Annotated in this window: 20 protein-coding genes; 11 read left to right on the forward strand and 9 right to left on the reverse strand. The window is 73.4% G+C overall.

Going from position 1 to position 25,427, the window contains the following annotated elements; all coding sequences use genetic code 11:
• Positions 1 to 84: 84 nt before the first annotated feature.
• Positions 85 to 1,428 (reverse strand): helix-turn-helix domain-containing protein, encoded by a 1,344-nt coding sequence (locus OHS59_RS23485; RefSeq protein ID WP_328495374.1) that lies wholly within the window; start codon positions 1,426 to 1,428, stop codon positions 85 to 87.
• A gap of 481 nt (positions 1,429 to 1,909) precedes the next feature.
• Here OHS59_RS23485 and OHS59_RS23490 point away from each other — a divergent pair, with 481 nt between their 5' ends.
• Genes OHS59_RS23490 through OHS59_RS23500 form a run of 3 tightly spaced genes read left to right on the forward strand, consistent with a single transcriptional unit; the run spans position 1,910 to position 4,341 of the window.
• Positions 1,910 to 2,920, forward strand: coding sequence for a permease (locus tag OHS59_RS23490; protein WP_328495375.1), 1,011 nt, complete (start codon positions 1,910 to 1,912; stop codon positions 2,918 to 2,920).
• A gap of 20 nt (positions 2,921 to 2,940) precedes the next feature.
• Positions 2,941 to 3,723 (forward strand): TIGR03943 family putative permease subunit, encoded by a 783-nt coding sequence (locus OHS59_RS23495; protein ID WP_443061645.1) that lies wholly within the window; start codon positions 2,941 to 2,943, stop codon positions 3,721 to 3,723.
• A gap of 33 nt (positions 3,724 to 3,756) precedes the next feature.
• Entirely contained in the window at positions 3,757 to 4,341 is a 585-nt protein-coding gene (locus OHS59_RS23500; RefSeq protein WP_328495377.1) for a hypothetical protein, read from the forward strand.
• A 16-nt stretch (positions 4,342 to 4,357) separates the two neighbouring features.
• On the opposite strand, the gene OHS59_RS23505 is transcribed toward OHS59_RS23500, so the two are convergent.
• From OHS59_RS23505 to OHS59_RS23515, 3 genes are all read right to left on the reverse strand, one after another.
• Positions 4,358 to 6,142: a SpoIIE family protein phosphatase gene (locus OHS59_RS23505; RefSeq protein ID WP_328495378.1), complete on the reverse strand. Its 1,785-nt coding sequence runs from the start codon at positions 6,140 to 6,142 to the stop codon at positions 4,358 to 4,360.
• 117 nt (positions 6,143 to 6,259) lie between these two features.
• A complete protein-coding gene (locus OHS59_RS23510; RefSeq protein ID WP_328495379.1) occupies positions 6,260 to 8,116 on the reverse strand; it encodes a transglycosylase domain-containing protein in 1,857 nt (618 codons plus the stop codon).
• Complete coding sequence (locus tag OHS59_RS23515) at positions 8,113 to 9,258, reverse strand: sigma factor-like helix-turn-helix DNA-binding protein (RefSeq protein WP_328495380.1); 1,146 nt, start codon at positions 9,256 to 9,258, stop codon at positions 8,113 to 8,115. The genes OHS59_RS23510 and OHS59_RS23515 overlap by 4 nt, the downstream gene beginning before the upstream one ends.
• A gap of 176 nt (positions 9,259 to 9,434) precedes the next feature.
• On the opposite strand from OHS59_RS23515, the gene OHS59_RS23520 reads away from it, so the two are divergent.
• Both OHS59_RS23520 and OHS59_RS23525 read left to right on the forward strand, forming a co-directional pair.
• Positions 9,435 to 9,944: a SigE family RNA polymerase sigma factor gene (locus tag OHS59_RS23520; RefSeq protein WP_328495381.1), complete on the forward strand. Its 510-nt coding sequence runs from the start codon at positions 9,435 to 9,437 to the stop codon at positions 9,942 to 9,944.
• Positions 9,934 to 10,824, forward strand: coding sequence for a L,D-transpeptidase (locus OHS59_RS23525; RefSeq protein ID WP_328495382.1), 891 nt, complete (start codon positions 9,934 to 9,936; stop codon positions 10,822 to 10,824). The genes OHS59_RS23520 and OHS59_RS23525 overlap by 11 nt, the downstream gene beginning before the upstream one ends.
• 194 nt (positions 10,825 to 11,018) lie before the next feature.
• On the opposite strand, the gene OHS59_RS23530 is transcribed toward OHS59_RS23525, so the two are convergent.
• From OHS59_RS23530 to OHS59_RS23540, 3 genes are all read right to left on the reverse strand, one after another.
• The gene (locus OHS59_RS23530; RefSeq protein WP_328495383.1) at positions 11,019 to 11,438 is read right to left on the reverse strand and encodes a luciferase domain-containing protein; all 420 of its coding nucleotides are present in this window, start codon (positions 11,436 to 11,438) and stop codon (positions 11,019 to 11,021) included.
• A 147-nt stretch (positions 11,439 to 11,585) separates the two neighbouring features.
• Positions 11,586 to 12,419 (reverse strand): class I SAM-dependent methyltransferase, encoded by an 834-nt coding sequence (locus tag OHS59_RS23535; RefSeq protein ID WP_328495384.1) that lies wholly within the window; start codon positions 12,417 to 12,419, stop codon positions 11,586 to 11,588.
• A 101-nt stretch (positions 12,420 to 12,520) separates the two neighbouring features.
• Positions 12,521 to 13,411 (reverse strand): alpha/beta fold hydrolase, encoded by an 891-nt coding sequence (locus OHS59_RS23540; protein WP_328495385.1) that lies wholly within the window; start codon positions 13,409 to 13,411, stop codon positions 12,521 to 12,523.
• Positions 13,412 to 13,609: 198 nt separating this feature from the next.
• On the opposite strand from OHS59_RS23540, the gene OHS59_RS23545 reads away from it, so the two are divergent.
• Positions 13,610 to 15,826, forward strand: coding sequence for a BTAD domain-containing putative transcriptional regulator (locus OHS59_RS23545; protein WP_328499323.1), 2,217 nt, complete (start codon positions 13,610 to 13,612; stop codon positions 15,824 to 15,826).
• A 48-nt stretch (positions 15,827 to 15,874) separates the two neighbouring features.
• On the opposite strand, the gene OHS59_RS23550 is transcribed toward OHS59_RS23545, so the two are convergent.
• Positions 15,875 to 16,843, reverse strand: coding sequence for a hypothetical protein (locus tag OHS59_RS23550; RefSeq protein WP_328495386.1), 969 nt, complete (start codon positions 16,841 to 16,843; stop codon positions 15,875 to 15,877).
• A gap of 143 nt (positions 16,844 to 16,986) precedes the next feature.
• Between OHS59_RS23550 and OHS59_RS23555 the strand changes: the two genes are divergently transcribed.
• The 3 genes from OHS59_RS23555 to OHS59_RS23565 all read left to right on the forward strand — a co-directional run bounded on the left by OHS59_RS23555 (position 16,987) and on the right by OHS59_RS23565 (position 21,737).
• Positions 16,987 to 18,831, forward strand: a complete 1,845-nt coding sequence (locus OHS59_RS23555) for a glycoside hydrolase family 15 protein (protein ID WP_328495387.1) — start codon at positions 16,987 to 16,989, stop codon at positions 18,829 to 18,831.
• A gap of 41 nt (positions 18,832 to 18,872) precedes the next feature.
• Positions 18,873 to 19,859, forward strand: coding sequence for an FkbM family methyltransferase (locus OHS59_RS23560; RefSeq protein WP_328495388.1), 987 nt, complete (start codon positions 18,873 to 18,875; stop codon positions 19,857 to 19,859).
• 330 nt (positions 19,860 to 20,189) lie between these two features.
• The gene (locus OHS59_RS23565) at positions 20,190 to 21,737 is read left to right on the forward strand and encodes a serine/threonine-protein kinase (protein ID WP_328495389.1); all 1,548 of its coding nucleotides are present in this window, start codon (positions 20,190 to 20,192) and stop codon (positions 21,735 to 21,737) included.
• A 33-nt stretch (positions 21,738 to 21,770) separates the two neighbouring features.
• On the opposite strand, the gene OHS59_RS23570 is transcribed toward OHS59_RS23565, so the two are convergent.
• The gene (locus OHS59_RS23570) at positions 21,771 to 22,823 is read right to left on the reverse strand and encodes a PucR family transcriptional regulator (RefSeq protein WP_328495390.1); all 1,053 of its coding nucleotides are present in this window, start codon (positions 22,821 to 22,823) and stop codon (positions 21,771 to 21,773) included.
• A 500-nt stretch (positions 22,824 to 23,323) separates the two neighbouring features.
• Here OHS59_RS23570 and OHS59_RS23575 point away from each other — a divergent pair, with 500 nt between their 5' ends.
• Together OHS59_RS23575 and OHS59_RS23580 are read left to right on the forward strand one after the other, a co-directional pair.
• Entirely contained in the window at positions 23,324 to 23,839 is a 516-nt protein-coding gene (locus tag OHS59_RS23575) for a hypothetical protein (RefSeq protein ID WP_328495391.1), read from the forward strand.
• Positions 23,840 to 23,954: 115 nt separating this feature from the next.
• Positions 23,955 to 25,397 carry a flotillin family protein gene (locus OHS59_RS23580; protein ID WP_328495392.1) on the forward strand — a complete coding sequence of 481 codons (1,443 nt, stop codon included), beginning with the start codon at positions 23,955 to 23,957 and terminating at the stop codon, positions 25,395 to 25,397.
• Positions 25,398 to 25,427: the final 30 nt, after the last annotated feature.

Below are 25,427 nucleotides of genomic sequence, written 5' to 3' on the forward strand. Positions count from 1 at the left end.
GTCCACGGTAAATGTGACGGGGCGGTACGAGGAGGGGGGTTTGGGATGGTTTCCGTCACACCGGGGCGTACGGGAGGGTAGTGGTCACAGCGGTGGGTGTGCCGGTGCCGGGCCCAGGGTCGTCGTGCCGGGCGCGGTGCGGTGTCCGAGCCCCGTCCGGTACGCGTCCAGGGCCGCGTCGATCCGCCCCGTACGCCGCAGCAGGTCGCCCAGCAGACGGCACAGATCGGCCAGGTCGCCCGCCGCGCCCGCCCGTTCCAGCAGGCTGAGCGCACGGACGTAGTGCTCCTCGGCCGTCTCGGTGTCCCGGGCGTCCTCCGCGATGATGCCGAGCAGCCGGTGCGCGCCCGCCGAGTGGACGGCCCCCCGCTCCGAGCTGAGGTCGCCCAGCACGCCGTGGAGCAGGGTCGCGGCCTCCTCCGACTTGCCGCGCCGGTGGAGCACGTCCGCCAGTTCCACCGCGACCTGGCTGGTGTAGAGCGCGGCCCGCTGGGCGGAGTGCATGGCCTGCGCCTCGCGCAACTCGCTCTCGGCGCGCTCCAGGTCGCCGTTCTGCGCGTACAGGTACCCGCGCATCCAGTGGCAGTTGGCCAGCTCGGTACGGATCTGGAGCTGCCGGTACAGCTCCGCCGCCTTGCCCAGGGACGCGTCGGCCTCGGCCATCCGCCCCTCGGCGATCATCGTGCGGGCGACGGACCGGTGCATACGCGCCAGCAGCGCGGGATCGCCGACCTGCGGGGCCAGCGCGAGCGCGAACTCCGCCGCCTGTGCCGCCCGGGCGTGCGCCCCCATGTCCATGTAGGGCGCGATCACCGCCGCGTAGAGCAGCAGCAGGGCGTCCGGGTCGTGCAGCCCGCCCTTGTTCAGCTCGTCGATGGCGGATTCCAGCAGGTAGCAGGCGTACCGGAGTTCGCCCGCGAGGTAGTGCGAGACGGCCCGGCCGCGCAGGGCCGGGACGCGGACGGGCAGCGGTTCGTCCGCGAGCCGTTTCTCCGACTCCTCGAAACGCAGCCGGGCCGTCGCCAGGTCGCCGGTGTCCATGGCGCACTCGCCGAGGCCGAGCAGGGCGGCCGCGCACTCGGCGTTCAGGCCGAGGGCCTCCGCCTCGGCGAGCAGCGCGGTGTACTGCTCGGCGGCGATCTCCGCCTCACCGGTCGCCAGTGTGCGCTGGGCATCGGTGAGTCTCAGCCGCAGATCCGTGGCGAGATGCGCGGGGCGCCCGGTGGCCAGTTCCTCGTACGCGATCCCGAGCCGTTCGGCGATGTGCCGCAGTGCCTCCTCGGAGGGCCGTACGCGTCCTGCCTCCAGCGTGGAGACGTACGCGGGGGTGTAGGCGGGTTCCGCCAGTTGTTTCTGTGTCAGCCCGCGTTCCGTACGCAGTTGCTGCACTCTGCGCCCGATGATTCCCGGGTCGTCGCGCTCGGCCATGGCGTAAGCATGCCAGTAAGTCGACTTACACCTGTCCGCTATCCAACTTCCTGTTGAAACGGGCAAGTTAAGTCTTCTGCGCAGGCCGTCGATCGGCTCAATGCGGCCCTTGCCCCGAAGGCGAACACGCCCTAGGTTAAGCGGCGCGTTAAGCGCACGATGAAGCACATTTAATACGCTGGCCTACGTTGACGTTGCGAGGTTGTCGCCGTGTTCCGACGCATTGCCACGCGCTACCTTCCGGCTCGTTTCATCGCGGCGTTCGGTGCGGCCGTGGTTGCTTTCGCCGCGCTGGTGAGTGCGGCCAACGCAGTGCCTCACTAAGCCCTGCGTCAGCCCCGGGGCCGGGTTTCGGCTGCCGGCCGGTGAGGGCTCGGCGCGCGGTTCCCCGCGCCCCTGACCCGGCCCGGGCGCGCTGACAGGGTTTGCCCAGGTCCTGCGCGGGGCGTGCACAGGGCCTGCCGTTAGCCTGCTCTCTCGTATGGAGAACGGACGGAACGCAGCCGACGGGGCGCGGGTGGTGGCCCGGGCGCTCGTGCACGCGGTGGTCGGCGGGGTGGCGTTGCTCGCCATCGTTACCGTCGGGTCGGTGCTCGGGCCGATGGTCGTGCTCGATCTCGCCACCCCCGCCATGGCCGCCTGGTGGACCGTGTTCACCGCCGTCGCCGTACAGGGCATCCCCTTCCTGCTGCTGGGCACGGTCGTGTCGGCGGCGATCGGGGCGTTCGTGCCGGAGCGGGTCTTCCGGCGCGTACTGCCGAGGAACCCGGCGCTCGCCGTGCCCGTCGCCGGAGCGGCCGGGGCCGTGCTGCCGGGCTGCGAGTGCGCGTCCGTGCCCGTGGCGGACAGCCTGATGCGGCGCGGGGTCGCGCCGGCCGCCGCGCTCGCCTTCCTGCTGTCCGCGCCCGCCATCAACCCGGTCGTCCTCGTCGCCACCTCCATCGCCTTCCCGGGAGATCCGGCCATGGTGGGCGCCCGGCTCCTGGCCTCCCTCGCCACCGCCGTCGCGATGGGGTGGCTGTGGGTGCGGTTCGGCAAGGAGGAGTGGCTGCCCTCGGTTCGGCGCGGGGACGGCACGGCGGCCGGTCCGGGCGGGTGGCGGGGCTTCCGTGACGGGCTGCAGCACGACTTCCTGCACGCCGGGGGGTTCCTCGTGCTGGGGGCGGCCGCCGCGGCGACGTTCAACATCCTGGTGCCGCGGTCCCTGCTCGACGTGTTCACCGGCTCGCCCTGGCTGTCGGTGCTGCTGCTCGCCGTCCTCGCGGTCGTGCTGTGCGTGTGCTCCGAGGCGGACGCCTTCGTGGCGGCCTCGCTGACCGGGTTCTCGCCCACGGCCCGGCTGGCCTTCATGGTCGTCGGGCCCATGGTCGACCTGAAGCTCGTCGCGCTCCAGGCGGGGACCTTCGGGCGGGCGTTCGCGGTCCGGTTCTCGTCCGTGACCTGGGTGGTGGCCGTGGTCAGCAGCGTGCTGGTGGGCGGGTGGCTCCTGTGAGCCACGGCGTCCGCCCGCGTCTGCGCCCGCAGGGCGTGCTGCTGATCCTGTGCGGGTCGGCACTGCTCCGGATCGCACTCTTCAGCGAGCTGTACCTGCGCTACGTGAAGGAGGGTCTGCGCCCGTACCTCATAGCCTCCGGCGCGGCCCTGACAGCACTGGGCCTGCTGGGCCTGCTCACCCTTGACCACGCCCCCGACGAGGAAGACCCCCACGACGCGGACCACGGCGAGGACGTGGAACCCGGCGAGGACGTGGAACCCGGCCACGCCGAGGACGGCGGCCACGACCACACCCACACCCACGCCCACACCCGTAACCCCCGCATCGCGTGGCTCCTCACCGCTCCCGCCCTGGCCCTCCTCCTCTTCCCGCCGCCCGCCCTCGGCTCGTACAGCGCGGAACGCGAGGAGGCGAGGGTCGCGGCCCAGGGCGCCGGCACGTTCCCGGAGCTGCCCGCCGGGGACCCCCTCGACCTGACCCTGGGCGCGTTCGCCTCCCGCGCGGAGTGGGACACCGGCGCGTCCTTGAAGGGGCGCACGGTCCGGCTGACCGGCTTCGTGACCCGCGACGACGACACCTGGTCGGTGGCCCGCCTGCTGGTCACCTGCTGCGCCGCCGACGCCCAGGCACTGAAGGTCGAGATCCGCGGCGAGGACGCCCCGGCGCCCGACACCTGGGTGACGGTCACGGGAACCTGGCACCCCACGGGAAGGCCCGGCACGGACGCGGCCCGCCCCGTACTGGACGCGGTCTCGGTGAAGAGGACGACGGCGCCTTCGGACCCGTACGAGAAGCGTTGATCCGTTGTCAGTGGCGGCGTGTTGACTTGGCGCATGACTGACAAGCACACGGCGGACAAGGCGAGTCACGGCGATGTCCGGCGGACCACGGCGGCTCCCGCGCACGGCACCGAGATGGTGGAGCCGTCGCGGTTCAGGATCCGCGACGTGAGGATCGACGGGCGGGGTGACGGGGTGAGAGTTCCGAGAGGGGGCTCGTACCGGATCGCTTTCGATGTGCTGCACGACTGCTCGATGTGCGGCAACGCCATCAACCAGGTGATCGTCGGACTGGCGGGCGAGGACCGGGCCCAGGCGTCGGTGTGGAACGGCAAGCGGCGCAGCGGGGGCGGCGTGAAGGTGGTCAACGCCGGTTCGAGCGTCGAGGCACTGGCGGAGGACAACCCGGGCCCGGCGGAGTGGGTGAACGTGTCGTGCGACCTCGTCGTGCCCGACGAGCCCGGCGTGCACTCGGTCCGCGCCCGTTACGCCCAGGCGTACCAGGGCCGCCTGATGACCGCCGAGGGCCGCGCGATCCCCCAGCCGGAGTACGAGGACGTACTGGGCTGGTGGAAGGTCGACCGCCCGGACGGCCCCGGCCCGGAATCGACCATAGGGACGATCATCGTGGAGGGCTGACGCTCCGGTCGCGCGTTCAGCCCTGCGGGAGCCACGGCAGATGGTCCGTGTGCGGCGGCGGGGGGCCGGTGCGGGCCAGGAGGATGGCTACGTCGTCTTCCGATGTCGACGGGTCCAGGTGGGTGGTGACCGTTTCCAGGAGGGTGGGGAGCGGGGCCTGCGGGTCGATGGGGAGGTCGGCCAGGGTGGTGAGGCCTGTCTCGATGTCGCGGTCGCGGCGCTCGATCAGGCCGTCGGTGCACAGGAGGAGGACCGAGCCCGGCGGGAGGGGGACCGTGGTGGCCGAGAAGGAGCCGAGGCCCACTCCCAGGGGCGGGGCGACGGGGAGGCTGAGCAGGGTCCTCGTGCCGTCGGGGGCGACGAGCAGCGGCGGGACGTGGCCGGCGTTGGAGAAGGTGGCGCATTCCCTGCGGGGGTCCAGGAGGGCCAGCAGGCAGGTCGCCACCCGGTCCAGTTCCAGGGTGAGCGCGGTGCGTTCGGCCTGCAGCAGGACGAAGTCCGGCGTGCTGCTCTGGATGGCCAGGGTGCGCAGCACCGAGCGGTACTCGCTCATCGCGGCCGCCGCGCGGATCCCGTGCCCCATGACGTCGCCCACCACCAGCAGGGTCCGGCCGTGGGGCAGCGCGAGCGTGTCGAACCAGTCGCCGCCCACCTCCGCCCCCGCGCCCGCCGGCAGATAGCGGCCCAGGATCTCCACGCCGGGACCCGTGCCGGTGGGTGTGTTGAGGAAGGCCCGCTGCATCTCCAGGGCCGTCTCGTGCTCACGGGTGTAGCGGACCGCGTGCGCGATGCCGGTCGCCGCCCGGTCGGTGAGGTCGCCGAGCAGTTCCGCGTCCCCGTCGGTGAGACGCGGGGAGTCGCCGGCCCGGAACACGATCACAGCGCCCACCAGCCCGTCGTTGACGGCCAGGGGCAGGTAGATCCCGGAGTGCGCGCCCATCCGCCGGTAGTGCTCCTTGCGCTCGTACGACAGCGAGAACTGGCGCATGGCCTCGTCGGCCGGGTGGCTGAGGACGAGCGGGCGCCGCTCGGCCAGCACGTGGGCCATGGGGGACCCGGCCCGGTAGACGACGAACTCGCCGAGGAGGCCGAGCGGCGAGGACACCTCCGCGAGCTCCGGTGTGGTGGCGAGCGCGATCCGGCGCAGGCGCAGCGGATACCGGTCCGAGGGCACCTGGGGCGTGCCCTCCGGGTCCACCACGTCCACCGCCGCGTAGTCCGCGAAGCGCGGCACCAGCAGGTCGGCCAGCGCCTGACAGGCCTGGCCGAGGTCGAGGGTCGCGCCGGTGCTGCGGTTCGCCTCGTCGAGCAGTGCCATGCGGTTGCGCGCCCGGACGAGGTCCTCGCGCCCGCGCAGCGCGTCGGTGACCTCCATGACGACGGCGGCCACCCCGAGGACCTCGCCGGACGGCCCGGACAGCCGGTGGTAGGCGCCCAGCCACCACCGGTTGTCCCCCGTCGTGTCGGCCGGGGTCTGTCCGCCGACCGTGATGACCTGCGGAACTCCCGTACGCAGCACTTTCGTGAGCAGCTGCTCCGAGGACTCCAGGTCCGGCAGCACCTCGCGCAGCCGGCGGCCGAGGTGCTCGGCGGCCGGCACGCCGTTGAGCCGGGCGAGGGCGTCGTTGAGGTAGAGGTAGCGCAGCTCGCTGTCGAGAACGGCGATGCCGGCCGGGCAGTTGTCGAGGAGCCGCCGGGTCAGCGTCAGCTCGTCGAGGAGCCGTTCCGCGGACTCCGCCACGTTCTCGGAGCGGTGCACGGCGTCCGCGAGCGCCGCCAGTTCCGCCTGGGTCAGCAGCATGCGCGCACTGGGCTGGACCTGGTCACCGGGCACCCGTCCACAGCACCACGGCACCGGTGCGCCCACCAACGGGCGGGGCTGTCCGGGTGACCCGGACAGCCCCGCCCCGGACATGACTCAGGGACTCGGCGGGGCCGTGGGCTCGGGCGTCTGCGGGGGACGGCCGCCGGGCGAGCCGGCCAGCCGCCACACCTCGTCCGCCTGCAGCGCCGCGTACGAGGCGGGCGGGGAGTCGCCGGTGAGGCCCGCGACCCGCACGGGCTTCCCGCCGCGCTCGGCGAACAGCGCGAGGGTGAGGGCGAGCCGGGGCGAGTACACGCTCTGCCAGACCGTCCGGGCGCCCGGCCCGCTGCCCGCGCCGGCCGAGTGGCCGACCGGCATGGTGGGCACGGCCCCGGCCGGTACGAAGGATCCTTCCTCGACACCCCGCACGAGGGCACCGTCCGTGGCGCCCGGCACGCCCATCAGCTCGGTGACGACCGCCGCCTCCTTCCCGTGCAGCGCCGTACGCGTCTTCGGCCGTGCGGTGTGGACCGTACGGCCCGCCTTGGTGATCTTCGCGACGGTGTACGGGGCCGCGTACGTGCCGTCGGCGGCCAGGGCGGCGTACGCCGAGTTCAGCCGCAGCGGCGTGGGGGCCGTCTCCTTGGCGAGGTCGCCCAGCGGGCTGCCGGGCCGCAGCACCTTGAGGAACGGGTCGAGGACCGTGCCCGCCTCGACCGCCCCGTCGACGGCGTCGTTGAACGGCTGGTGGGCGTAGTCCGCTCCGCCGTACAGCACCCGGACCGCGCCGTCACCGGGGACGGTCGCGACGACCGCGGTGTGCAGCCGGGCGCCCTTGGTGTTCTTGACGTTCTTGGTGCCCTTGGCGTTCTTGCCGTCCGGGTCCTTCTGGCCGTCCGTGTCGTTCTCGGGGCTCCGCTCGCGCACCAGCTCCGCCGTCTCGTCCTGGAGGCCGAGGTCGAAGGTGGTGTGCACCTTGTAGCCGCCGCGCGCCAGCTGGTCCTCCGTGATGCCGAGCCGGTCGGCGGCCTCGGCGGACGCCGTGTCGATCAGATACTGGCGCTGGCCGTTCGTGCCGCCCGGCGGGTAGAAGCGGAAGGCGGGGAAGCGGGCGGCCGTCCGCTCGCGGGCGCTGATCGCGCCCGAGTCCGCCATCGCGTCGAGCACCCACACCCAGCGGCGCTCCAGCGTCCCCGTCACCTTGGCGTCCGCGCCCGCCCGCTCGTAGTACGAGGGCAGGTTGAGGATCCCCGCGAGGGCGGCGCCCTGGGAGACCGTCAGGTCGTGCGCGCCGACGCCGAAGTAGTTGCGCGCGGCCGACTCGATGCCGGCGGCGCCGCGGCCGAAGTACACGGTGTTGAGGTAGCCCGCCAGGATGTCGTCCTTGGACCTCGTGCGGTCCAGCTTCACGGCGATCAGCGCCTCGTGCGCCTTGCGCTGCAGGGACTGCTCGGGGGTCAGCAGGGCGTTCTTCACGTACTGCTGCGTGATCGTGGAGCCGCCCTGCCGGTCGCCGCCCGTCACGGTGGCGAGCGCGGCCCGCACGATCGCGGACGGGGCGACCCCCGAGTCCGTACGGAAGGAGCGGTTCTCCGCGGCGATCACGGCGTCCTGGACGTGCCGCGGGACCTGCTTGAGGGGGATGTCCTGGCGGTCGACGGGGCCGCGCCTGCCGAGGTACTCGCCCCCGGCGTCCACGAAGACCGTGCTCTGGCTGACGGTCTCCGGGTGCGGCTCGGGGATGGGGGTCATCCGGTACGCGACGACGACCGCGGCGCACGCGAGGAGGAACAGTGCCAGCAGGGCGGCCAGGGTGCGGCGCAGCCGCCGGACCCTGGTGCGGCGCCGGCGGACGCGTATCCGCCGCAGGAAGGTCCCGGCGCGGCGCAGGCGGGTGTCGCCGCCGTGGCGGGGCGCGCGGTCGCGGCGCAGCGGGGTGCGGCTGCGGCGGAGCAGGTCGCGGGCGTTCATGAGGGGGTGTCCGTCCGTGCGATGAGGGTGCCGGCGGAGTCGTACGCCTTCACCGTGATGTCCTGCAACAGCGCGTCGGTGCCGGTGAGTTGGACGTCCACGTACCAGGCGGACCAGCCGGGGGAGCCCGCCAGGGTGAGGAGGCGTGCGGTGAACGTGCCGTCGGACGTGACGAGTTCGACGCGGGACGCCTCGCGGGAACCCCGGTGGACTCCGGAGAGGAAGATCCGCTTCCCGGTCGTGGAGTCCGCCCAGACGGTGAGGGCGGAACCCCCGCCCTTGCCGGAGGCGCCCTTGTCGGACGCGCTCTCCTCCGACCCGCCCTCCACCGACCCGTCCTCCTCGGACTCGCCGTCCCCGGAGTCGCGGAACTGGTTCGACTGCCCCGGCGCCGACAGGTGCGTGCCGTCCTTGGTGAGCCAGAACTGCACACCGGGCGCGGCGGCGACGCGCTCGCCGGGTGTCACGACCCGAACGGCCGCCCTCTCCACGGAGACCGTGACGCCACCGGAACCCGAGCCCGTGCCGCGTACCGCCCCCACGACCAGGGGGACGAGGAGCAGGGCTCCCACCGCCGTGAGCACCGCCGTGGTGCGCCGGCGCTGTCTGCGGCGCGTGCGGCCCGCCTCCTCGATGGCGGGGACGGGCACGGGCCCGGCCACGGGCGGACGCCCGGCCGGACTCCCGGCGGGCGGTCCCTCGCGGTACGCGACATGGGCGCGCAGGGCCTTCTCCGCCCGCCGCCCGACCGCTTTCACCGCCCCCGGCGAGGAGTTGAGGAGCGCGGCGATCTCGCGGTGCGTCAGCCCGTCCCAGCGCCGGAGCACGGCCACCGCCCGCCGCCGGGGCGGAAGAGCGGCCAGTACCTCGGTGAGCGGGTCGAGCGGATCGGGCGTGTACGGCCTGGGCGCAGGACCGGAACGGCCGGGCAGCCGTGGCCACCGCCGCAGGAAGCCCCGTACCAGAGCCCGCCGGACGTAGAACTCCTCGTCGTCGCCGGGCAGTCGGCGCCGCGCGTAGACCTCCGCCACCGCCGCTCTCGCGCGTCTGTCCGCGTCGGCGGAGTTCCCCGTCAGCAGACGGGCCGTGCGCGTGAGCCGGGGCCAGTACTCCCCGGCGCGGGCGGTGAAGTCGTCGTCCATGGTCAGTCGAGCGCGACGGTGCGCGCCACTCCCTCCGGATCGGCCCTGCGCGGTGCTTGTGCTTCGATGTACGCGACCTACGTGGCGTACGTGGCGTACGGGACCTGTACGCACGACAGAGGCAGCCGGGTTGCACCGGACATCCGAGAACAGCGGCAGGGGGTGTGGCGGGGGGTATGACGGAGGACGAGTTCGACGGGTTCTACGCGGCCGCGTTCCCCCGCCTGACCGGGCAGCTCTATGCCTTCACCGGTGACCACGGGGAAGCGCAGGACGTCGTCCAGGAGGCGTTCGTCCGTGCCTGGGACCGGCGGCGGGAGTTCCTCGCCGACGGGGCGCCCGAGGCGTGGATCCGTACGGTCGCGATGCGGCTCGCGGTGAGCCGCTGGCGGCGGGCCCGGCGCTGGCTGGAACTGGTCCGCCGCAATCCGCTGCCGGAGCACACGCCGGGGCCGGGACCGGAACGGGCCGTACTGGTGGCGGCGTTGCGGGAACTGCCCGAGGCGCAGCGCATGGCTGTCGTTCTGCACCATCTGTGCGACTTGAGTGTCGAACAGGTAGCCTCCGAAACCGGTGCGCCCGTGGGAACGGTCAAGGCCCGGCTGTCCCGCGGCCGGGCGGCGCTGGCGCGGCGGCTCGGCGAGGCCGACGAACTGGGTGAGAGGGAGGACGACCGTGTCCGATGAGCTCACGCCCGGCCGGCGGCCCGCGGACGAGCACGCCGACGACGGGTCGAACCGCTCTCGACTGGCCGTCGCACTGCATGAGTTGGCGCAGGACCACGAGACCCCCGTGGCCGTTCCGGGGGCGGAGATCCGCCGTCGTGCGGTACGCCGCCGACGGCGCCGCAAGGCCTCGCTGGCCGCTGTGGGCACGGCCGGGGCGGGCGCGCTGGCCCTGGTGCTGGCCGTGGTGCTCACCGGCGGTGAGGATCCCCGGTCGGTGCCGCCCGCGGCCAGCTACGGCGTGGACACGCCCCCCGCCACCGCCGAGCCCTCTCCGGTCCCCGTCGCCGCCACGGTGGACCTCGCCCGGCGGGAACTGACCGCCGCGGGACGCACCCTGCCCCTCTCCGCCGGGACGGGCAGGTCGCCGACGCCGACGGGGCTCATGACGATCACCGCCAAGTTCAAGTCGACGATGGTGCCCGGTGCGGTGGCGGGCTGGAGCACGTACGACGTCAAGGCGACCTGGGTGATGCGGCTGCGCGGCCCCGACGACCGCACGAACTACCTTCTCGCCCTCAGCTGGGACGAGAAGGCGCCCGGCAACTACGACACCACCGGTGGCGCGATCGGTCTGCGGACCGAGGACGCGATGTGGCTGTACGAGGCGCTCAGGCCGGGAGCGGTGGTGCAGGTGGTGGGGACGCCCCCGACGGAGTCGCCCGCGGGGGCCGTGCCGTCGCGTGCGGGCGTGCGGTTTCCCCCCTCGGCGACGGTGACGGCGGAACCGACGGACACGGCCTGGAGGGCGAAGGAGTCGGCGGACGCCTCGGACGCCTCGGACGCGGCGAGGGCGAAGAGGTCGGCGGACGCGACCAGGGCCGAGGACACGGGGCCCTGAGGCCTTTGCGGGCCAAGTCCTGGGGTGGGCTTTACTGCGCGTTAGTTGCAGGAGCGGTGGCATCGCGTGAGGGTGGGAGCAGCTCCACCGGAGGTCCGCACGGCTGCCTCCCGATGACCACCCCCTCCTCCTGGCGTGCCTCCCTCTATCGGGAGGAGCGGGTGTGGCCTCGTACGGGCTGCTTCGGCGGTTCGTCAGTGGTGCGGCATGAGCCGGTCCACGACGCGGCGGGCCGCACCCGGGCGGGGGCCGGGAGCCGCCGGACGCTCCCAGTCGCAGGGCGGTGTCGGACGCCGGAGCGGGACCGCGCCCTGTTCCTTCAGCGCGACGCTCACCAGCCCCAGCAGGAGCTGGACGTCGGCGTCGCAGTCGAGGAGCACGGTGATCCAGGAGGCGCCGGGGCGGACTCTGATCGCGCTGGCGTGCAGGAGTTGGGGAAGCAGGCGCTCGACCGCTGTGGGCGTGAGGTAGAGGTCGGCGGAGTCGTCGGAGTGGAAGTGGACGATCTCGTGTCCCGCCGAAGCGAAGGCATGCCCAACGGCGCACCGGGGCGGGCCACTTACCAGGTTCGGCCAGGTCTCCAGAAGAGCAATGGCGCGAGGGGCCGCGGTCATAACCCCATCCTCGCGCACGCTTCACCTGGAGGACCACCCCCAGCCACCTCCGACTACTCGCACCGCACGGCCGGTTACTCGATCACTGCCGGGCCGCGAACCGCGTCACCCACCCGGCGAACCGCGTCGCCGTCCCGGCGGACCGCGTCACTCCCCGGCGAACCGGAACAGATTGCAGCGGTACGCCTCGACGTCCCGGCGCCTGATCGCCGCCACGACCGGGAGCAGGAGGCGGTAGCGGAGGGGCAGCCGGTGCGCGACCGGGGCCGGCAGCCGGGCCAGCGTGCGGGAGTCCGTCAGGCTGAGGCCCGGCTCCCACTGTTCGAGCGCACCGGGGTTGTCGCAGCTCCAGCGCATCCGGGCCGTGACCTTGGCGAGCACGTCATGGCTGTCCTGGGAGTCGACCACGCGGGACGTCGCGGTCTCCAGGGCGAAGCGGGCCCCCGGCAGCTCCTCGCCGACCTGCTGGAAGACCGAACGGACCAGCTCCGCCTCCAGATAGACCAGCACCGCCTCGGCGACCAGGAAGTACGGTCCGGGGCTGTTGCTCCGCACCAGCTCCATCCACCGCGGGTCGGTGACCGAGGCGGCGAGCATGTGCCGGCGGTCCGTGTCCTCGAAGAAGCCCCGCCGCAGCGCGATCACATCGGGCAGGTCGAGGTCGAACCAGTGGACCGTGCCGTTGTCGAGCCGTTCGAACCGGGTGTTCAGGCCCGTGCCGATCTCCACGACCGTGCCCGAGGGGTGCCGTTCCAGGAACTCCCGTACCCACTGGTCGAAGAGCAGGGTGCGCAGGTTCGCCCCGAGCAGGCTCCGCGCTCCGTCGAAGCGGGAGAAGTCGTAGTCCAGGGAGTCGACCATCTCCACAGCCTGTGGATCGCTGAGCAGGCCGTGCGCCTTACGCGTCTCGACGGCACGGGCGTAGAGGGGGATGAGCAAGGTCTCCTGGACTTCGCCGAGTCGGGGCGCGCGCTTGTCCACCGGCCCTCTCCTTTCCGCCTGCCCTCGCGTCCGGCCGGCCGCGCGGGGCGGGTCCCTCACGGCAAGCTAGCCCAGCCGTTGGTGGTTGGCAGCCCTTCGCGTCACCTGCGCAGCAGTTCCCGTATCGCCCCGACGACCGTGTCGGGGGCCTCCTCCGCCATGAAGTGGCCGCACGAGACGGTGGTGTGCCGCAGGTCGTCCGCCCACGCGGACCACAGCGCGACGGCGTCGAACCCGAGGGCGGAACCCCAGTCCTGCTGGAGCACGCTCACCGGCATCCGCAGCCGGTTGCCGGCCTCGCGGTCGGCCAGGTCGTGCGTGACGTCGACACCCGCGGAGGCGCGGTAGTCCGCGACGATCGACGGGACGGCCGCGCGGGACGCCGCGAGGTAGGCGGCGCGGACGTCCGGCGGCACGGCGGCCGGGTCACGCGTCCAGGCGTCCAGGAAGTGGCCGAAGAACGCGTCCGGGCTCGCCCCGATCAACTGCTCGGGCAGGCCGGGCGGTTGGGCCATCAGATAGAGGTGGAAGCCGATCGCGGCCGACGTCCCGCGCATCACCTCCCACATGTCGAGCGTCGGCAGGACGTCCAGCGAGGCGAGGTGGGTGACCGCCTCCGGGTGGTCGAGGCCGGCCCGGATCGCGACGAGGGCGCCCCGGTCGTGGCCGACCAGCGCGAAACGGTCGTGCCCCAGCGCCCTGGCGACCGCGACCACGTCGGCGGCCATCGCGCGCTTCGAGTACGTGGTCCCGTCGGGGTCGGCGGGCTTGTCGCTGGCTCCGTAGCCGCGGAGGTCGGGGCAGATGACGGTGTGCTCGGCCGCGAGTTCTGTTGCCACGTGGCGCCACATCAGGTTGGTCTGCGGGAAGCCGTGGAGGAGGACGAGGGGGGTTCCCGTGCTGCCCCCTACGGCGACGTTCAGCTCCGCTGCGGTGGCGCCGGGGATGCGGTGGTCGGTGAAGCCCGGGATCGTGGGGCTCGGGTGGGTCATGGGGTTCCTCGGAGGTGTGTCGGGTGCGGGTCGGTGGGGGCTGGGCGCGCCCACGCGGGAGCCGCACATGTCACGGCCCCGCGCCCCTGACGGGGCTGGGGTGGGCCCGGTTCCAGGGTGGGGGGTGTGAATCAGCGGACGATCAGTGGTGTGGGCGCAGTAGCGTGGGACGGGTACGAAAGGCCAGGTGAGGAGCGGATGGTGGCGGTCGTGTTCGGGGTGCTCGGGCCGACGGTCGCCCACGCCGAGGACGGGCGGGAGCTCGCCCTGAAGGGGCCGCGGCACCGGGCCGTGCTGGCCCGGCTGATCGTGGCCCGCCGCCGGGTCGTGCCCGTCTCCCGGCTGGTCGAGGACCTGTGGACGGATCCGCCCGCCGGTGCCGTGGGCGCCGTCCAGACCTTCGTGGCCGCCCTGCGGCGCGCCCTGGAACCGGCGCGGCCACCGCGCACCCCGGCCCGGCTGCTGGTCACCGACGGCCCCGGATACGCGCTGCGGGCCGCGCCCGACGCGGTGGACGCCTGGCGCTTCGAGACCGCGCTCGCCGCGGCGGCCGGCCTGTCCGCACCTGAGGCCCTCTCGGCCCTGGAGGAGGCGCTGGGCCGGTGGCGGGGCCCCGCATACGCCGAGTTCGCCGGGGAGGACTGGTCCCGGGCCGAACGCGCCCGGCTCGCCGAACTGCGCCTCCAGGCCGTGGAACGGCGGGCCGAGACCCTGCTGGCACTGGGCCGCCCCGCCGACGCGGTCCCCGACCTGGACGCCCACCTCACCGACCACCCCTGGCGGGAGAACGCCTGGCGCCTGCTGGCCCTCGCCCTCTACCGCCAACACCGTCAGGGCGACGCCCTGGCAATCCTCCGCCGGGCCCGACAGGTCCTGGTGACCCAACTGGCAGTAGACCCGGGCCCCCACCTACGCCGCCTGGAACAGAACATCCTCACCCAGTCCCCCACCTTGGACCTGCCCCCCGGCACGGCCCCACCGACCAACCCACCCCACCCCCCGCCCACCCAGGGGCGCGGGGAACTGCGCGCTCAGCCTTCACGTCCCGCACCGGACAACACTCCCGCACCCCCGCCCACCCAGGGGCGCGGGGAACTGCGCACTCAGCCTTCACGGCCCGCACCGGACAACACTCCCGCACCCCCGCCCACCCAGAGGCGCGGGGAACGGCGCACCCAGCCCCCACGGCCCGCACCCGACAGCGCGACCGATGCCACAGCCCAGCTGTGGACCACCGCGGCCACGGCCTACGACCGCACAGTCGCCGGCGGCGCCAGAACCCGCCTGGACTCCACCATCGGCCTGCTCCGCAACCTCGCGGTCACAGGCGGCGCAGGCCTGGAGGAGGCCCGCCGCCACCGCACGGCGGCCATCACCGCCGCGGAGGAGTTCGCCGACCCGGAGCTGACCGCCAGAGTGATCGGCGCGTACGACGTCCCGGCGATCTGGACCCGCGCGGACGACCCCACGGCGGCAGCCGAGATCGTGGCAGCCGCGGAACGAACCCTCAAAGCCCTCCCGCCGGGCGCCCGCGCCCACGACCCGGCCCGCTGCCGCCTCCTGACCACCATCGCCCTGGAAACCCGCGGCGCGGCCGGCCCGCGAGGCCCCCAGGCCGCACGCGAGGCGGAAGCGCTGGCCCGCCGCCTCGACGACCCCCCACTGCTGGCCTTCGCCCTCAACGGCGCGTTCATGCAGTCCTTCACCCGCGCGGGCCTCGCCCCACGCCGGGACGCGATCGGCGCGGAACTCGTCGAACTGTCCGCGCGCCACGGCCTGGTGACCTACGAGGTCCTCGGCCACCTCATCCGTCTCCAGGCCCGCGCGGCCCTCGGCGACCTCGCCGCGGCGGACCTCCACGCGGCCGCCGCCGACCGCCTCGCCGAGCGCCACGAACTGCCCCTCGTGGGCGTCTTCACCGAGTGGTACGGAGCCCTGCGGCTCAGCGCGACCGGACAGCCCGCCCAGGCGGAGGAGGCGTACCGGACGGCCGCCGCCCGCCTGCACGGCGGCGGCATGCCCGGCCTGGAACGCGGCCTCCTCCCCCTCGCACTCCTCTGCCTGCGCCTGACCCACGGCCTCCCGCCGGACGCGTACCCGGCCCCGGACGCGGCCCCGGATCCACGGACCGACTGGGGCCCCTACCTCCCCTGGGCCGAGCCGTTCACGCTGCTCGAAGCAGGCCGCCGCACCGAGGCCCGTACCGCCCTGCGCGCCGTCCCGGAACCCCCGCACGACCTCCTGTACGAGGCCTGCTGCGCCCTGGAGGCAGAGGCCGCCCGCCGTCTCGGCGACCGCGCCGCGCTGGAACGCGCCCGCGACCGGCTGCGCCCCGCCGCCGCCGAATTCGCGGGCGCGGGCAGCGGGTTGCTCACCCTGGGCCCGGTCGAGCGGTACCTCACCGACCGGGACTGACAGGGCGTACCCGCGGTACCAGCTCGCCCCGACTCGGCTCGAATCAGCTCAGCTCAGCTCGTCGGGGTCCACCTCGTCGCGGTCCACCAGGTCCTCGTCGGCGTCCTGCTCGGCGGGCGGCTGGACGGAGGGCTGGTCCGAGTCCGGGGCGGACTCCGCAGCGGACTCCGAAGCCGGGGCGGGAGACGAAGGGGGAGCCGCCGGCGTCCGGCCCGCGAGGACCTCCTGGAGGCGCTTCGTGCCGGCCTCGGCGGCGCGCCGGGTGTCCTCGGCGTCCACGTCGTCCAGACCGCCGTCGGTGAGGGAGAGCGCGCTGTCGCCGACCCGTACGGCGGCGAAGTCCAGGGTGAGCACGGCGGGCCAGCCGCCGCCGTCACCGCTCACGGTCACCCGCAGGCCCTCGCCCGCCTCGCCCAGGCCGGGCAGCGGCGCGGACACGGTCCGGACGGTGAACTGCCCGCCCCTGACATCCGTGGCCGTGAACTGCCCGCAGGTCGCCGGCACCGTCTTCAGCCAGGCCAGCGAGGAGTCCAGCGCCGCCCGCTCGTACGCCCCGACCCGGTAGCGCAGCTGCGCCCCGTCGCCCGTGTCGTCAAAGCCGGTCGCCGCACGGGATCCGGCGGGCTCGCCCAGCAGGTTCTCGGCGTACAGGCCGTCCAGCAGCCGCTGGCAGTCGGTGACGTCCGCCGTCCCCTTGAGGAGGGCGTCCCGCCAGGTCGCGGCGCCCTGGGTCGGCGTCCAGTCGCCGCCCAGATCCGCGGGGGTGACCAGCGCCGACTTCGCCTGCGCGTCGGTGAGCGTGGGCGCGACGGTGACCGACGGGGAGGGCGACTGTGCCCGCGCGGCCACGGGGGAGGAGGAGGCCGCCGCGTCGTCCCCCGCTCCGGTGCCGCCACCACCGCCGGCGCCCGAGCATCCGGCCGTCGCGAGCAGCGCGGCCACCGCCAGGACCGGGACGAGGGCCGGCCCGAGGGCGGGGGCGGTACGCCGGTGACGGCGGGGCGGACGGTTCAGCACGGATGCCTCCTACGGCTCCCGACGACAGGGAATCTGCTGGATCTCCTCCCACGGCACCATCGCGCGGCCCCTCCCACCAGCGCACCGGGCCGACCGGGTGAGCCCGGGATGCCCTTGTCCCTTCCCGCGGCCACACTGGGCCCATGCCGGGAAGGATCGAGGACTACGCCCTCGTCGGAGACCTGCTGACCGCCGCCCTCATCGGCCGCGACGGCAGCCTCGACTGGCTGTGCCTGCCCCGCTTCGACTCCCCCGCCTGTTTCGCCGCGCTGCTGGGCGACGAGAACAACGGCCGCTGGCGGATCGCCCCGGTGGCCGCGTACGACAGCCCCGGCGCCCCGGCCGCCACCCGCCGCTACCGAGGGGACTCCCTGGTCCTGGAGACCGAGTGGGAGACGGACACCGGCCGGGCCACCGTCGTCGACTTCATGCCGCGCCGCGACGGCGCCCCCAGCGTCGTACGCGTCGTCGAAGGCGTGTCCGGCACGGTCGACCTGCGCATGGACCTGCGGCTGCGCTTCGAGTACGGGAGCGTGGTGCCCTGGATGCACCGCGAGCACGGGCAGCTCACCGGGGTCGCCGGACCCGAGGCGGTGCGCCTGTCCACCCCCGTTCCGCTGGCCGCGCACGGACACGCCCACACCGCCGACTTCACCGTCACCGCGGGCGAACGGATCCCCTCCGTGCTGACCTGGCAGCCCTCCCACCTGCCCGCCCCCGCCCCCGTGGACCCCTTCGAGGCGCTGCGCCGCACCGAGGAGTACTGGAGCCGCTGGCTGGAGCCCTTCACGTACGACGGCACCTACCGCGAAGCGGTCGTACGCTCCCTCATCACCCTCAAGGCCCTCACCTACGAGCCGACCGGCGGGATCGTCGCCGCACCCACCACCTCCCTGCCCGAACAGCCCGGCGGGGTACGCAACTGGGACTACCGCTACTGCTGGCTGCGCGACGCCGGAATGACCCTGGAGGCCCTGCTGCGCAGCGGCTTCACCGCCGAGGCCGACGCCTGGCGCGGCTGGCTGGAACGGGCGGTGGCCGGCCGCCCGCAGGACATCCAGATCATGTACGGCATCGGCGGCGAACGCAGGCTCACCGAGTGGACGGCCGACTGGCTGCCCGGGTACGAGGGTTCGCGGCCGGTGCGGATCGGCAACGGCGCCGCCCTGCAGCAACAGCTCGACGTACCGGGCGAGTTGATGGACACCCTTGCTCTGACGCTGAGTTCGGGACTGCGGCCCCAGCGGCATCTCGTCGCGCTCCAGCGGGCCGTGCTCGACCATCTGGAGAAGGTGTGGTCCCGGCCCGACCAGGGACTGTGGGAGATGCGCGGCGAGCCCCGCCACCACGTCCACTCCAAGGTCATGTGCTGGGTCGCCTTCGACCGGGCGGTGCGGCTGGCCGAGGACCACGGGCGCCCCGGGCCCGTCGCCCACTGGCGCGAGATCCGGGACCGTATCCACCGGGAGGTGTGCGAGCGGGGCTTCGACCCGGCGCGCGGCACGTTCACGCAGTCCTACGGTTCGCGCGCGCTGGACGCCGCGCTGCTCCTCATCCCGCGGACCGGCTTCCTGCCGCCGGACGACCCGAGGGTGACCGGCACGGTCGCCGCCGTCGAACGCGAGCTGGCGAACGGCGACGGTCTGGTCCGCCGCTACTCGACGGGCCCGAGCACCAGCACGGGCGCCGGCAGCGGCGGGTCCGGGAGTACGGACGGCCTCACCGGTGGCGAGGGCGCCTTCCTGGCCTGCTCCTTCTGGCTCGCGGACGCCCTGCGGCTGACCGGCCGCGAGGAGGAGGCCCGGGCCCTGTTCGAACGGCTGCTGCTCCTGCGCAACGACGTCGGCCTGCTGGCGGAGGAGTACGACCCCGTCGCCGGACGCCAACTGGGCAATTTCCCACAGGCGTTCACGCACGTGCCCCTCATCAGAGCGGCCTACGAACTCGACCGCCACGCGACCGGTCGTCCACGAAAACTTGTTCTGTGAAGTGCCGGTGAATCCTGGGCGTCTTCTGCAAGGCTGACCGAATGCCGACCCTTTACAGAAGACTGCTCGGAATCCTTCCCCGGATAGGCGTGAAGGTGGTCGATCTCGGTCCCGGTACCTCCCTGCTGTTCCGGCGGGGCGATCGGACCGTCCTGCCGGTGGGAGGCGGCGCCGATCTGGTGACCCGCGGCAAGAGCCGGTACGCGGTCACGGACGCCGGGACGGACACCTGGGTGGTGGCCCGAGGGTCCGCGCAGCGGAGCGTGAGGAGTGTTCCCCTCGGCGACACCGGCGCGCGTCTGCTCCTCGACAAGGCGGTGCCGGCGGACGGGGAGCGGGAGTTCCAGCTCGCCGCCGCCCACTACCTGTGCACCCAGCATGTGGCCGCGCTGCTGGAACTGAACCGCGTGAACTGCGTGTTCGACGTCGGGGCCAACAGCGGGCAGTACGGGAAGGGCCTGCGGCGCTTCGGCTACACGGGGCGCATCGTGTCGTTCGAGCCGGTCGCCGCCACGTTCGCGAAGCTGCAGAAGTCCGCGGAGAACGACCCGGACTGGCATGTGTACAACTTCGCGCTCGGCCGCGAGGAGGGCGTCCAGTCCATTCACGTGGACTGGAAGTCCATGAACTCCCTGCTCCCGCCCAGCGAGTACGGCAAGGAGCGCTATCGGCGGTTCGCCAAGGGGCGCACCGAGGAGATCGAGATCCGGCGGCTCGACGACGTCATGCAGAAGGCGCTGGAAGGGGTCGAGAACCCCCGGCCGTATCTGAAGATGGACACGCAGGGCTTCGACATGGAGGTGTTCGCCGGGGCGGGCGAGCGGATCTCGGAGTTCGTCGGGATGCAGTCCGAGGTGGCCGCTCTGCGGCTGTACGAGGGGAGTCCGGCGATGGGGGACGCTGTCGCCGCGTACGAGGCGGCGGGGTTCGGGGTGACGGGGATGTACCCCGTCACCCGGGAGCCTGCCACCGGGCGAGTCGTGGAGTTCGACTGCGTGATGGTCCGCGCACCGTCGGTTGCGGGCTGAGCCTCACCGATTGCGCCGTTCCCCGCGCCCCTAGGAGAGACGTCGGCTGCGGGTCCGCTTCGGCTGGCCGCGCAGTTCTCCGCGCCCCTAAAGGCGGGGCCCGCCTTTAGGGGCGCGGGGAACTGCGCGCTCAGCCCCCACCGGGCCCGCAGCCGAACTTCCCCGGGCGCCCCGCCAGGGCATTGGCGGCGCATCGGCGTGCGTCGGCAAGGTCGCGGGATCGGTAGGCTGTGGCCACTGCGAATCCCCCCACCTCGCGCTCGTGCGTCGCACGAAGTGCCGTTCGCGGTCTTCGTGTTGGCCTTCTGACGTGTTGAGGATGATTCGCTGGTGCTCGTCGCGGAGCGGTATCGGTTGCAGGAGTCCATCGGCCGCGGTGGGATGGGCGAGGTGTGGCAGGCCACCGACGAGGTGCTCGGCCGGGCCGTGGCCGTCAAACTGCTGCTGGGGGACGAGGCGGACAGCGCCGCGTCCGCACGGTTCCGGCTGGAGGCACAGACCGCGGCCAGGCTCAGCCACCCGTACGTCGTCGCCGTCTTCGACTTCGGCGCCTGGGACAACCGCTTCTACCTGGTCATGGAGCTGGTCGAGGGCCGCAGTCTCGCCCAGGAGCTGACCGCGTCCGGCACCCTCGGCGTGGAACGGGTGGCGACCATCGCCGCCCAGGCCGCCGCCGGGCTCGCCGCCGCGCACCGCGAGGGGATCGTGCACCGGGACATCAAGCCCGGCAACCTCCTCGCGGACGCCCAGGGCACCGTGAAGATCGGCGACTTCGGCATCGCCCGCTTCGTCGACGACCCGTCGTCCGCGCTCACCACGGCCGGCCAGATCGTCGGTACGAGCCTCTACCTCGCCCCCGAACGCGCCCTGGGCCGACCGGCGTCAGCCGCCTCGGACGTGTACTCGCTGGGCTGCGTGCTCTACCAACTGCTCACCGGCAGACCGCCGTTCCAGGGCGAGAGCGCGACGATCACCCTGCACCAGCACATCGACATGGCGCCGGTGCCGCCCCGTGAGCGCGGTGTCCAGCTGCCGCCCGCCTTCGAGAACTACCTCCTCGGTCTCCTCGCCAAGCAGCCCGAGGACCGGCCCACGGCCCATGAGGTCGCGGACTGGTTCGCCGGGGGAGCCTGGCAGGGGCGGGCCGAGCCGCTGCCGGTGGCCGCGCAGCAGCCGCGCACCCAGGTGTCGTACGCGTCCGCGCCGCCGCAGCCCGGGGGAGCCGACACCGGGGCCCCGACGACGTACCGGCTCCCGGCGGCCGGCCAGCCGGCCGGCCGCTCCGCCCACGCCGCCCGCTCCGGACCCCTGCCGTCCCAGGCGCCCCCGCCGCACTCGTCACCTTCGCCGCACCCGGCCCACTCCTCGCACTCCGCCCGTTCCGGGCCCTCGCGTCGGGCACGCCCGGCCGGTGGCGGAAGCGGCCGGGGCGGTGTCGGGACCGCGGTCCGTCGCAGGCCCCGGGTGTTCGGCATCCTCGCCGGTGCCGTGCTCTTCGTGCTGGCCGTGCTGGCGGGCATGTCGATGTTCTCGCCGGACAAGACCGGGTCGGAGGGCGGTTCGAAGGACGCGACGCCCTCCGCGGGCGCGACCGGGGGGTCGTCCGGCCGGCCGGCCACCGGGGTGCCCGTGGCCGGGTCGGTGGACCAGGACGACGATCAGGGTCAGGACCAGGAGTCCGGGACCGCGCCCGACGTCAATACGGCGCCCACCGCGTCCCCCTCCCCCACGGAGGAGGTTCCGAAGGTCACACCGGACCCCGCCGAGGACGCGGAGAAGCCGGGTCCGAAGGACAGGGAAAAGGACAAGGGAAACGTGTCGGACGAGTACGTCGGTGACGACGACAGCGACGACGACGGGGACGACGGCGAGGAGTGAGCGCCGGGCTGGACGGGAGGGGGCCGGACGCCCTCAGAAGTCCTTCTCCGGCCAGTCCAGCAGCCGCGCCCCGATGACCGCGGTCTGCAGCGTGTACCGGTGCACCGGGTCCGCCGGGTTCGCCCCGGTCAGCTTGTGGATCCGTTCCAGCCGGTAGGTGAGCGCGCGGACGCTCAGCGCCAGGCGCCGGGCGGCCTCCGCGGCCACACAGCCCGAGTCGAAGTACGCGGTGAGGGTGCCGAGAAGCGGTTCGGCGCCGCCGCGGGCCGCGCGCAGCGGACCGAGCGCGCTCACCACCAGGTCGGCCATGGCCTGCCGGTCCCGGGTGAGTACGGGGTAGACGAGCAGGTCGGCGGAGCGCAGCACGGGTGTGTCGAACTCCAGCCGTTCCGCCAGGTCGAGGGCGTTCAGGGCCTCCTCGTAGGACTGGACGACCCCGCCGGGCCCGGGCTGGGAGCGGCCGATGGCGACCTGCCCGCCGTCGGTGGCCGCGTACGCCTGCTTGGCGAAGAACGAGAGCACGTCGTCCTGGTCGCCGGGGGCGATGCACACCAGGCGGCCGTCCTTGGTGGTCACGAGGATGCTGCGGTCACCGAACCTGGCGATGAGCGCGCGCTCCACCTCGCGGGGCACGGTGTCCCCTTCGTCGTAACCCGCCCTGCCGCGGGCCACGGCGACGGCGTGCGCGTGCGAGAGGCGCAGTCCGAAGCGTTCGGCGCGTTCGGCGAGCAGGCCCAGGTCGCTGCGGCCGTGCAGCAGGTCGTCGATGAACTCCCGGCGCGCGGCCTCCTCCTGCCGTACGGCGAGGAGTTGGGCCCGTTCGTAGCCCTCGGCGAAGGCGTCGACGGCCTGTTCGACGGCGGCGAGGGTGCTCTCCCCTGCGGTGGCGGGCCAGTGCACGCGGGCGGCGGTGAGGTGGGCGCCGACCAGGGCGCGCAGTCCGAACCCGGCCTCGGCGGCCCGTTCGCCCAGCGCCCGCCGGGAGTCGAGTTCGTCCCGGGTCAGCCGGCGGCCGGTCGCGGAGGCGTCCGCGAGGATGCGCGCGTACCCGTCCAGGTACTCCTCGGGTACGTCCCGCCCCGCCATGCGCGCCCCCGTTTCCTCGATGAGCCGTCGACGCCTTTTTAGCGCATGTGCGAGGTGTGCTGTGCGGCGAGGGTCGGGCTCGCTGCCGGAACACGGCAGATGCATGGGTGACGTCGGCTCTCTCGGCGCGGTGGAGGTTCCCGGGATCCGGGAGAAGAGGGAGGAGGGGCAGCGAGGAGGAAAACGGGCGGGGCCCCGGTGCCGGACGTCCGATGACGGTGTCCGGTACCGGGGCCCCTGTCCGTCCCCCGTGGCTCCCCCGTTTCTGCCTGGCCATCGTGCCCCGGGGAGGCGCCCCGCCGCACTGCCGGATCCCGGCAGTCTTCACGCCCGCTCGATGCCGGGCGGCGCGTCCGGACCGTTACGGACGGGGCTCCCGTGCCGAAGCGGCATCAAGAAAGCGTAAAGACTGCCGAGTCACGGCAATGTCCGGCCGCGTACGAAGCTGGCAGAATGCCGGTTGATCGAGGTGATCGGCACCGTCGGGGGAGGTGGACCGGATGACTCTGTTTCTTGGTCTCGGCATCGCGGGAATCGTGCTGCTGCTTCTGACGCTGGTCTTCGACGGCGTGCTGGAAGGTCTGTTCGGCGGGGCGGGCTTCCTGGACGGGCTCTTCGACGGACTGCTCTCGTTGCCGGTCGTCGCCGGGTTCGTGTCGATGCTCGGTTTCGGCGGCGCCCTGGTGCTCGGCACGACCGGCCTCGGGGCCGGAGCCGCCACCGGGGTGGGGATCGGCGCCGGAGCCGCGGCGGGCTGGCTGACCTGGCGGTTCAGCCGGGCGCTGATGCGCGACGAGCCGTCCGCCACACCGCGCGGCACCGACCTCGTCGGCAGCTCCGGCTCCGTCGTCACCCCGATCCCGGCCCAGGGGTACGGCGAGGTGCTCGTGTATCTCGCGGGCCAGCCGCTGAAACTCGCGGCGAAGAGTCCCGAGGCCGTGGCCCGGGGCACCGAGATCTGGGTCGAGGAGTCGCTGTCGCCCACGTCGGTGGCGGTCCGCCCGGTCCAGCGCTGAAGCCGGATTCCGGTTCAGGCCTCACAGCCCCTGCCCGCCGACTCCTGGCTTGCAGCTCCAATTTCATGGTCCATACACATATGCCGCCCCCGGGGTGGCACGGGGGGAATTCATCATGAGTCCAGTTCTTGTCGCGGTCGTGGGAGTCGTCGTACTCCTCGTCCTGCTCGCACTCGTCGTCGTCACCCGCTACAAGGTGGCCGGGCCCAGCCAGGCCTTCATCGTCACCGGCCGGCGCGGCAAGAAGTCCACGGACCCCGACACCGGCCGGGTGGTCACCGACAACAGCGGCCAGAAGGTCGTGGTCGGCGGCGGTGTCTTCGTCGTGCCGTTCGTCCAGCAGAAGTTCACCCTCGACCTGTCCAGCCGGCACATCCCGATCTCGGTGCGCGGCGCGGTCACCCTGCGCGGCGTCAAGGCGAACCTCGAAGGTGTCGCCATCGTCAAGGTCGGCGGCACCGAGGACTCCATCCGCGCCGCCGCCCAGCGGTTCCTGATGCAGCAGAACGGCATCGTCGGCTTCACCCAGGAAGTGCTCTCCGGCGCGCTGCGCTCCATCGTGGGCCGCATGTCGGTGGAGGACATCATCCGGGACCGTGCCGCGTTCGCCGGGCAGGTCGCGGAGGAGGCCGAGGCGAGCCTGTCGGGGCAGGGCCTGGTGCTCGACGCCTTCCAGATCCAGGACATCACCACCGAGGGCTCCTACCTGGAGGACCTCGGCCGTCCCGAGGCCGCCCGTGCCAAGCAGGAGGCCGACATCGCGGAGGCGGTGGCCCGGCGAGCCGCCGAGCAGGCCCGGCTGAAGGCCGAGGAGGAGATCGCGATCGCCCAGCGGACGTTCGCGCTCAAGACGGCGGAGATCAAGGCCGAGACGGACGAGGCGGCGGCCCGGGCCGCGGCGGCCGGTCCGCTGGCCCAGGCGGCCCGCAGCCAGGAGGTCCTCGCCGAGCAGGAGAAGGTCGCCCAGCGGCAGGCCGCGCTGACCGACCGCGAGCTGGACACCAAGGTCCGCAAGCCCGCCGACGCCGCCCGCTACCAGGCCGAGCAGGAGGCCGAGGCCCGCAGGGTCGCCCTGGTCAAGCAGGCCGAGGCCGACGCGCAGCGGTCCAGGCTGACCGGTGAGGGCGAGAAGGCGCACCGCGCGGCGCTCGCCGACGCCGTACGCATCGAGGGTGAGGCCGAGGCCGCCGCGATCGGGGCGAAGGGGGCCGCCGAGGCGGAGGCGATGCGGCTGAAGGCCGACGCGTTCTCGCAGTACGGCGACGCGGCGGTGCTGCAGATGCTCGTCGAGGTGCTGCCGCAGGTTGTCGCCAAGGCGTCCGAGCCGCTCAGCGCGATCGACAAGATGACGGTGATCTCGACGGACGGGGCGAGTCAGTTGTCCCGTACGGTCGCGGACAATGTCGCCCAGGGGGTCGAGCTGCTCAACTCCACGACCGGGGTCGACCTGCCTGAACTGCTCCGCAGGATCACGGCGCCGTCGGCTGCGGTGTCGGCTGCGCCGTCGGCTGCGCCGGGCGATGGCAAGGGCAACGGCAAGGTCGAAGTGACGGACTGAGCTTTGTCTGCGGGGCGGTGGGGGCCGGTC

This window comes from Streptomyces sp. NBC_00414 (assembly GCF_036038375.1).
GTDB lineage: Bacteria > Actinomycetota > Actinomycetes > Streptomycetales > Streptomycetaceae > Streptomyces.

Coding starts and splice junctions, on each gene's coding strand:
- OHS59_RS23485 (WP_328495374.1), bottom strand. CDS start 1,428: ATGGCCGAGCGCGACGACCCGGGAATCATCGGGCGCAGAGTGCAGCAA.
- OHS59_RS23490 (WP_328495375.1), top strand. CDS start 1,910: ATGGAGAACGGACGGAACGCAGCCGACGGGGCGCGGGTGGTGGCCCGG.
- OHS59_RS23500 (WP_328495377.1), top strand. CDS start 3,757: ATGACTGACAAGCACACGGCGGACAAGGCGAGTCACGGCGATGTCCGG.
- OHS59_RS23505 (WP_328495378.1), bottom strand. CDS start 6,142: ATGCTGCTGACCCAGGCGGAACTGGCGGCGCTCGCGGACGCCGTGCAC.
- OHS59_RS23510 (WP_328495379.1), bottom strand. CDS start 8,116: ATGAACGCCCGCGACCTGCTCCGCCGCAGCCGCACCCCGCTGCGCCGC.
- OHS59_RS23515 (WP_328495380.1), bottom strand. CDS start 9,258: ATGGACGACGACTTCACCGCCCGCGCCGGGGAGTACTGGCCCCGGCTC.
- OHS59_RS23520 (WP_328495381.1), top strand. CDS start 9,435: ATGACGGAGGACGAGTTCGACGGGTTCTACGCGGCCGCGTTCCCCCGC.
- OHS59_RS23530 (WP_328495383.1), bottom strand. CDS start 11,438: ATGACCGCGGCCCCTCGCGCCATTGCTCTTCTGGAGACCTGGCCGAAC.
- OHS59_RS23540 (WP_328495385.1), bottom strand. CDS start 13,411: ATGACCCACCCGAGCCCCACGATCCCGGGCTTCACCGACCACCGCATC.
- OHS59_RS23545 (WP_328499323.1), top strand. CDS start 13,610: ATGGTGGCGGTCGTGTTCGGGGTGCTCGGGCCGACGGTCGCCCACGCC.
- OHS59_RS23555 (WP_328495387.1), top strand. CDS start 16,987: ATGCCGGGAAGGATCGAGGACTACGCCCTCGTCGGAGACCTGCTGACC.
- OHS59_RS23560 (WP_328495388.1), top strand. CDS start 18,873: ATGCCGACCCTTTACAGAAGACTGCTCGGAATCCTTCCCCGGATAGGC.
- OHS59_RS23570 (WP_328495390.1), bottom strand. CDS start 22,823: ATGGCGGGGCGGGACGTACCCGAGGAGTACCTGGACGGGTACGCGCGC.
- OHS59_RS23575 (WP_328495391.1), top strand. CDS start 23,324: ATGACTCTGTTTCTTGGTCTCGGCATCGCGGGAATCGTGCTGCTGCTT.
- OHS59_RS23580 (WP_328495392.1), top strand. CDS start 23,955: ATGAGTCCAGTTCTTGTCGCGGTCGTGGGAGTCGTCGTACTCCTCGTC.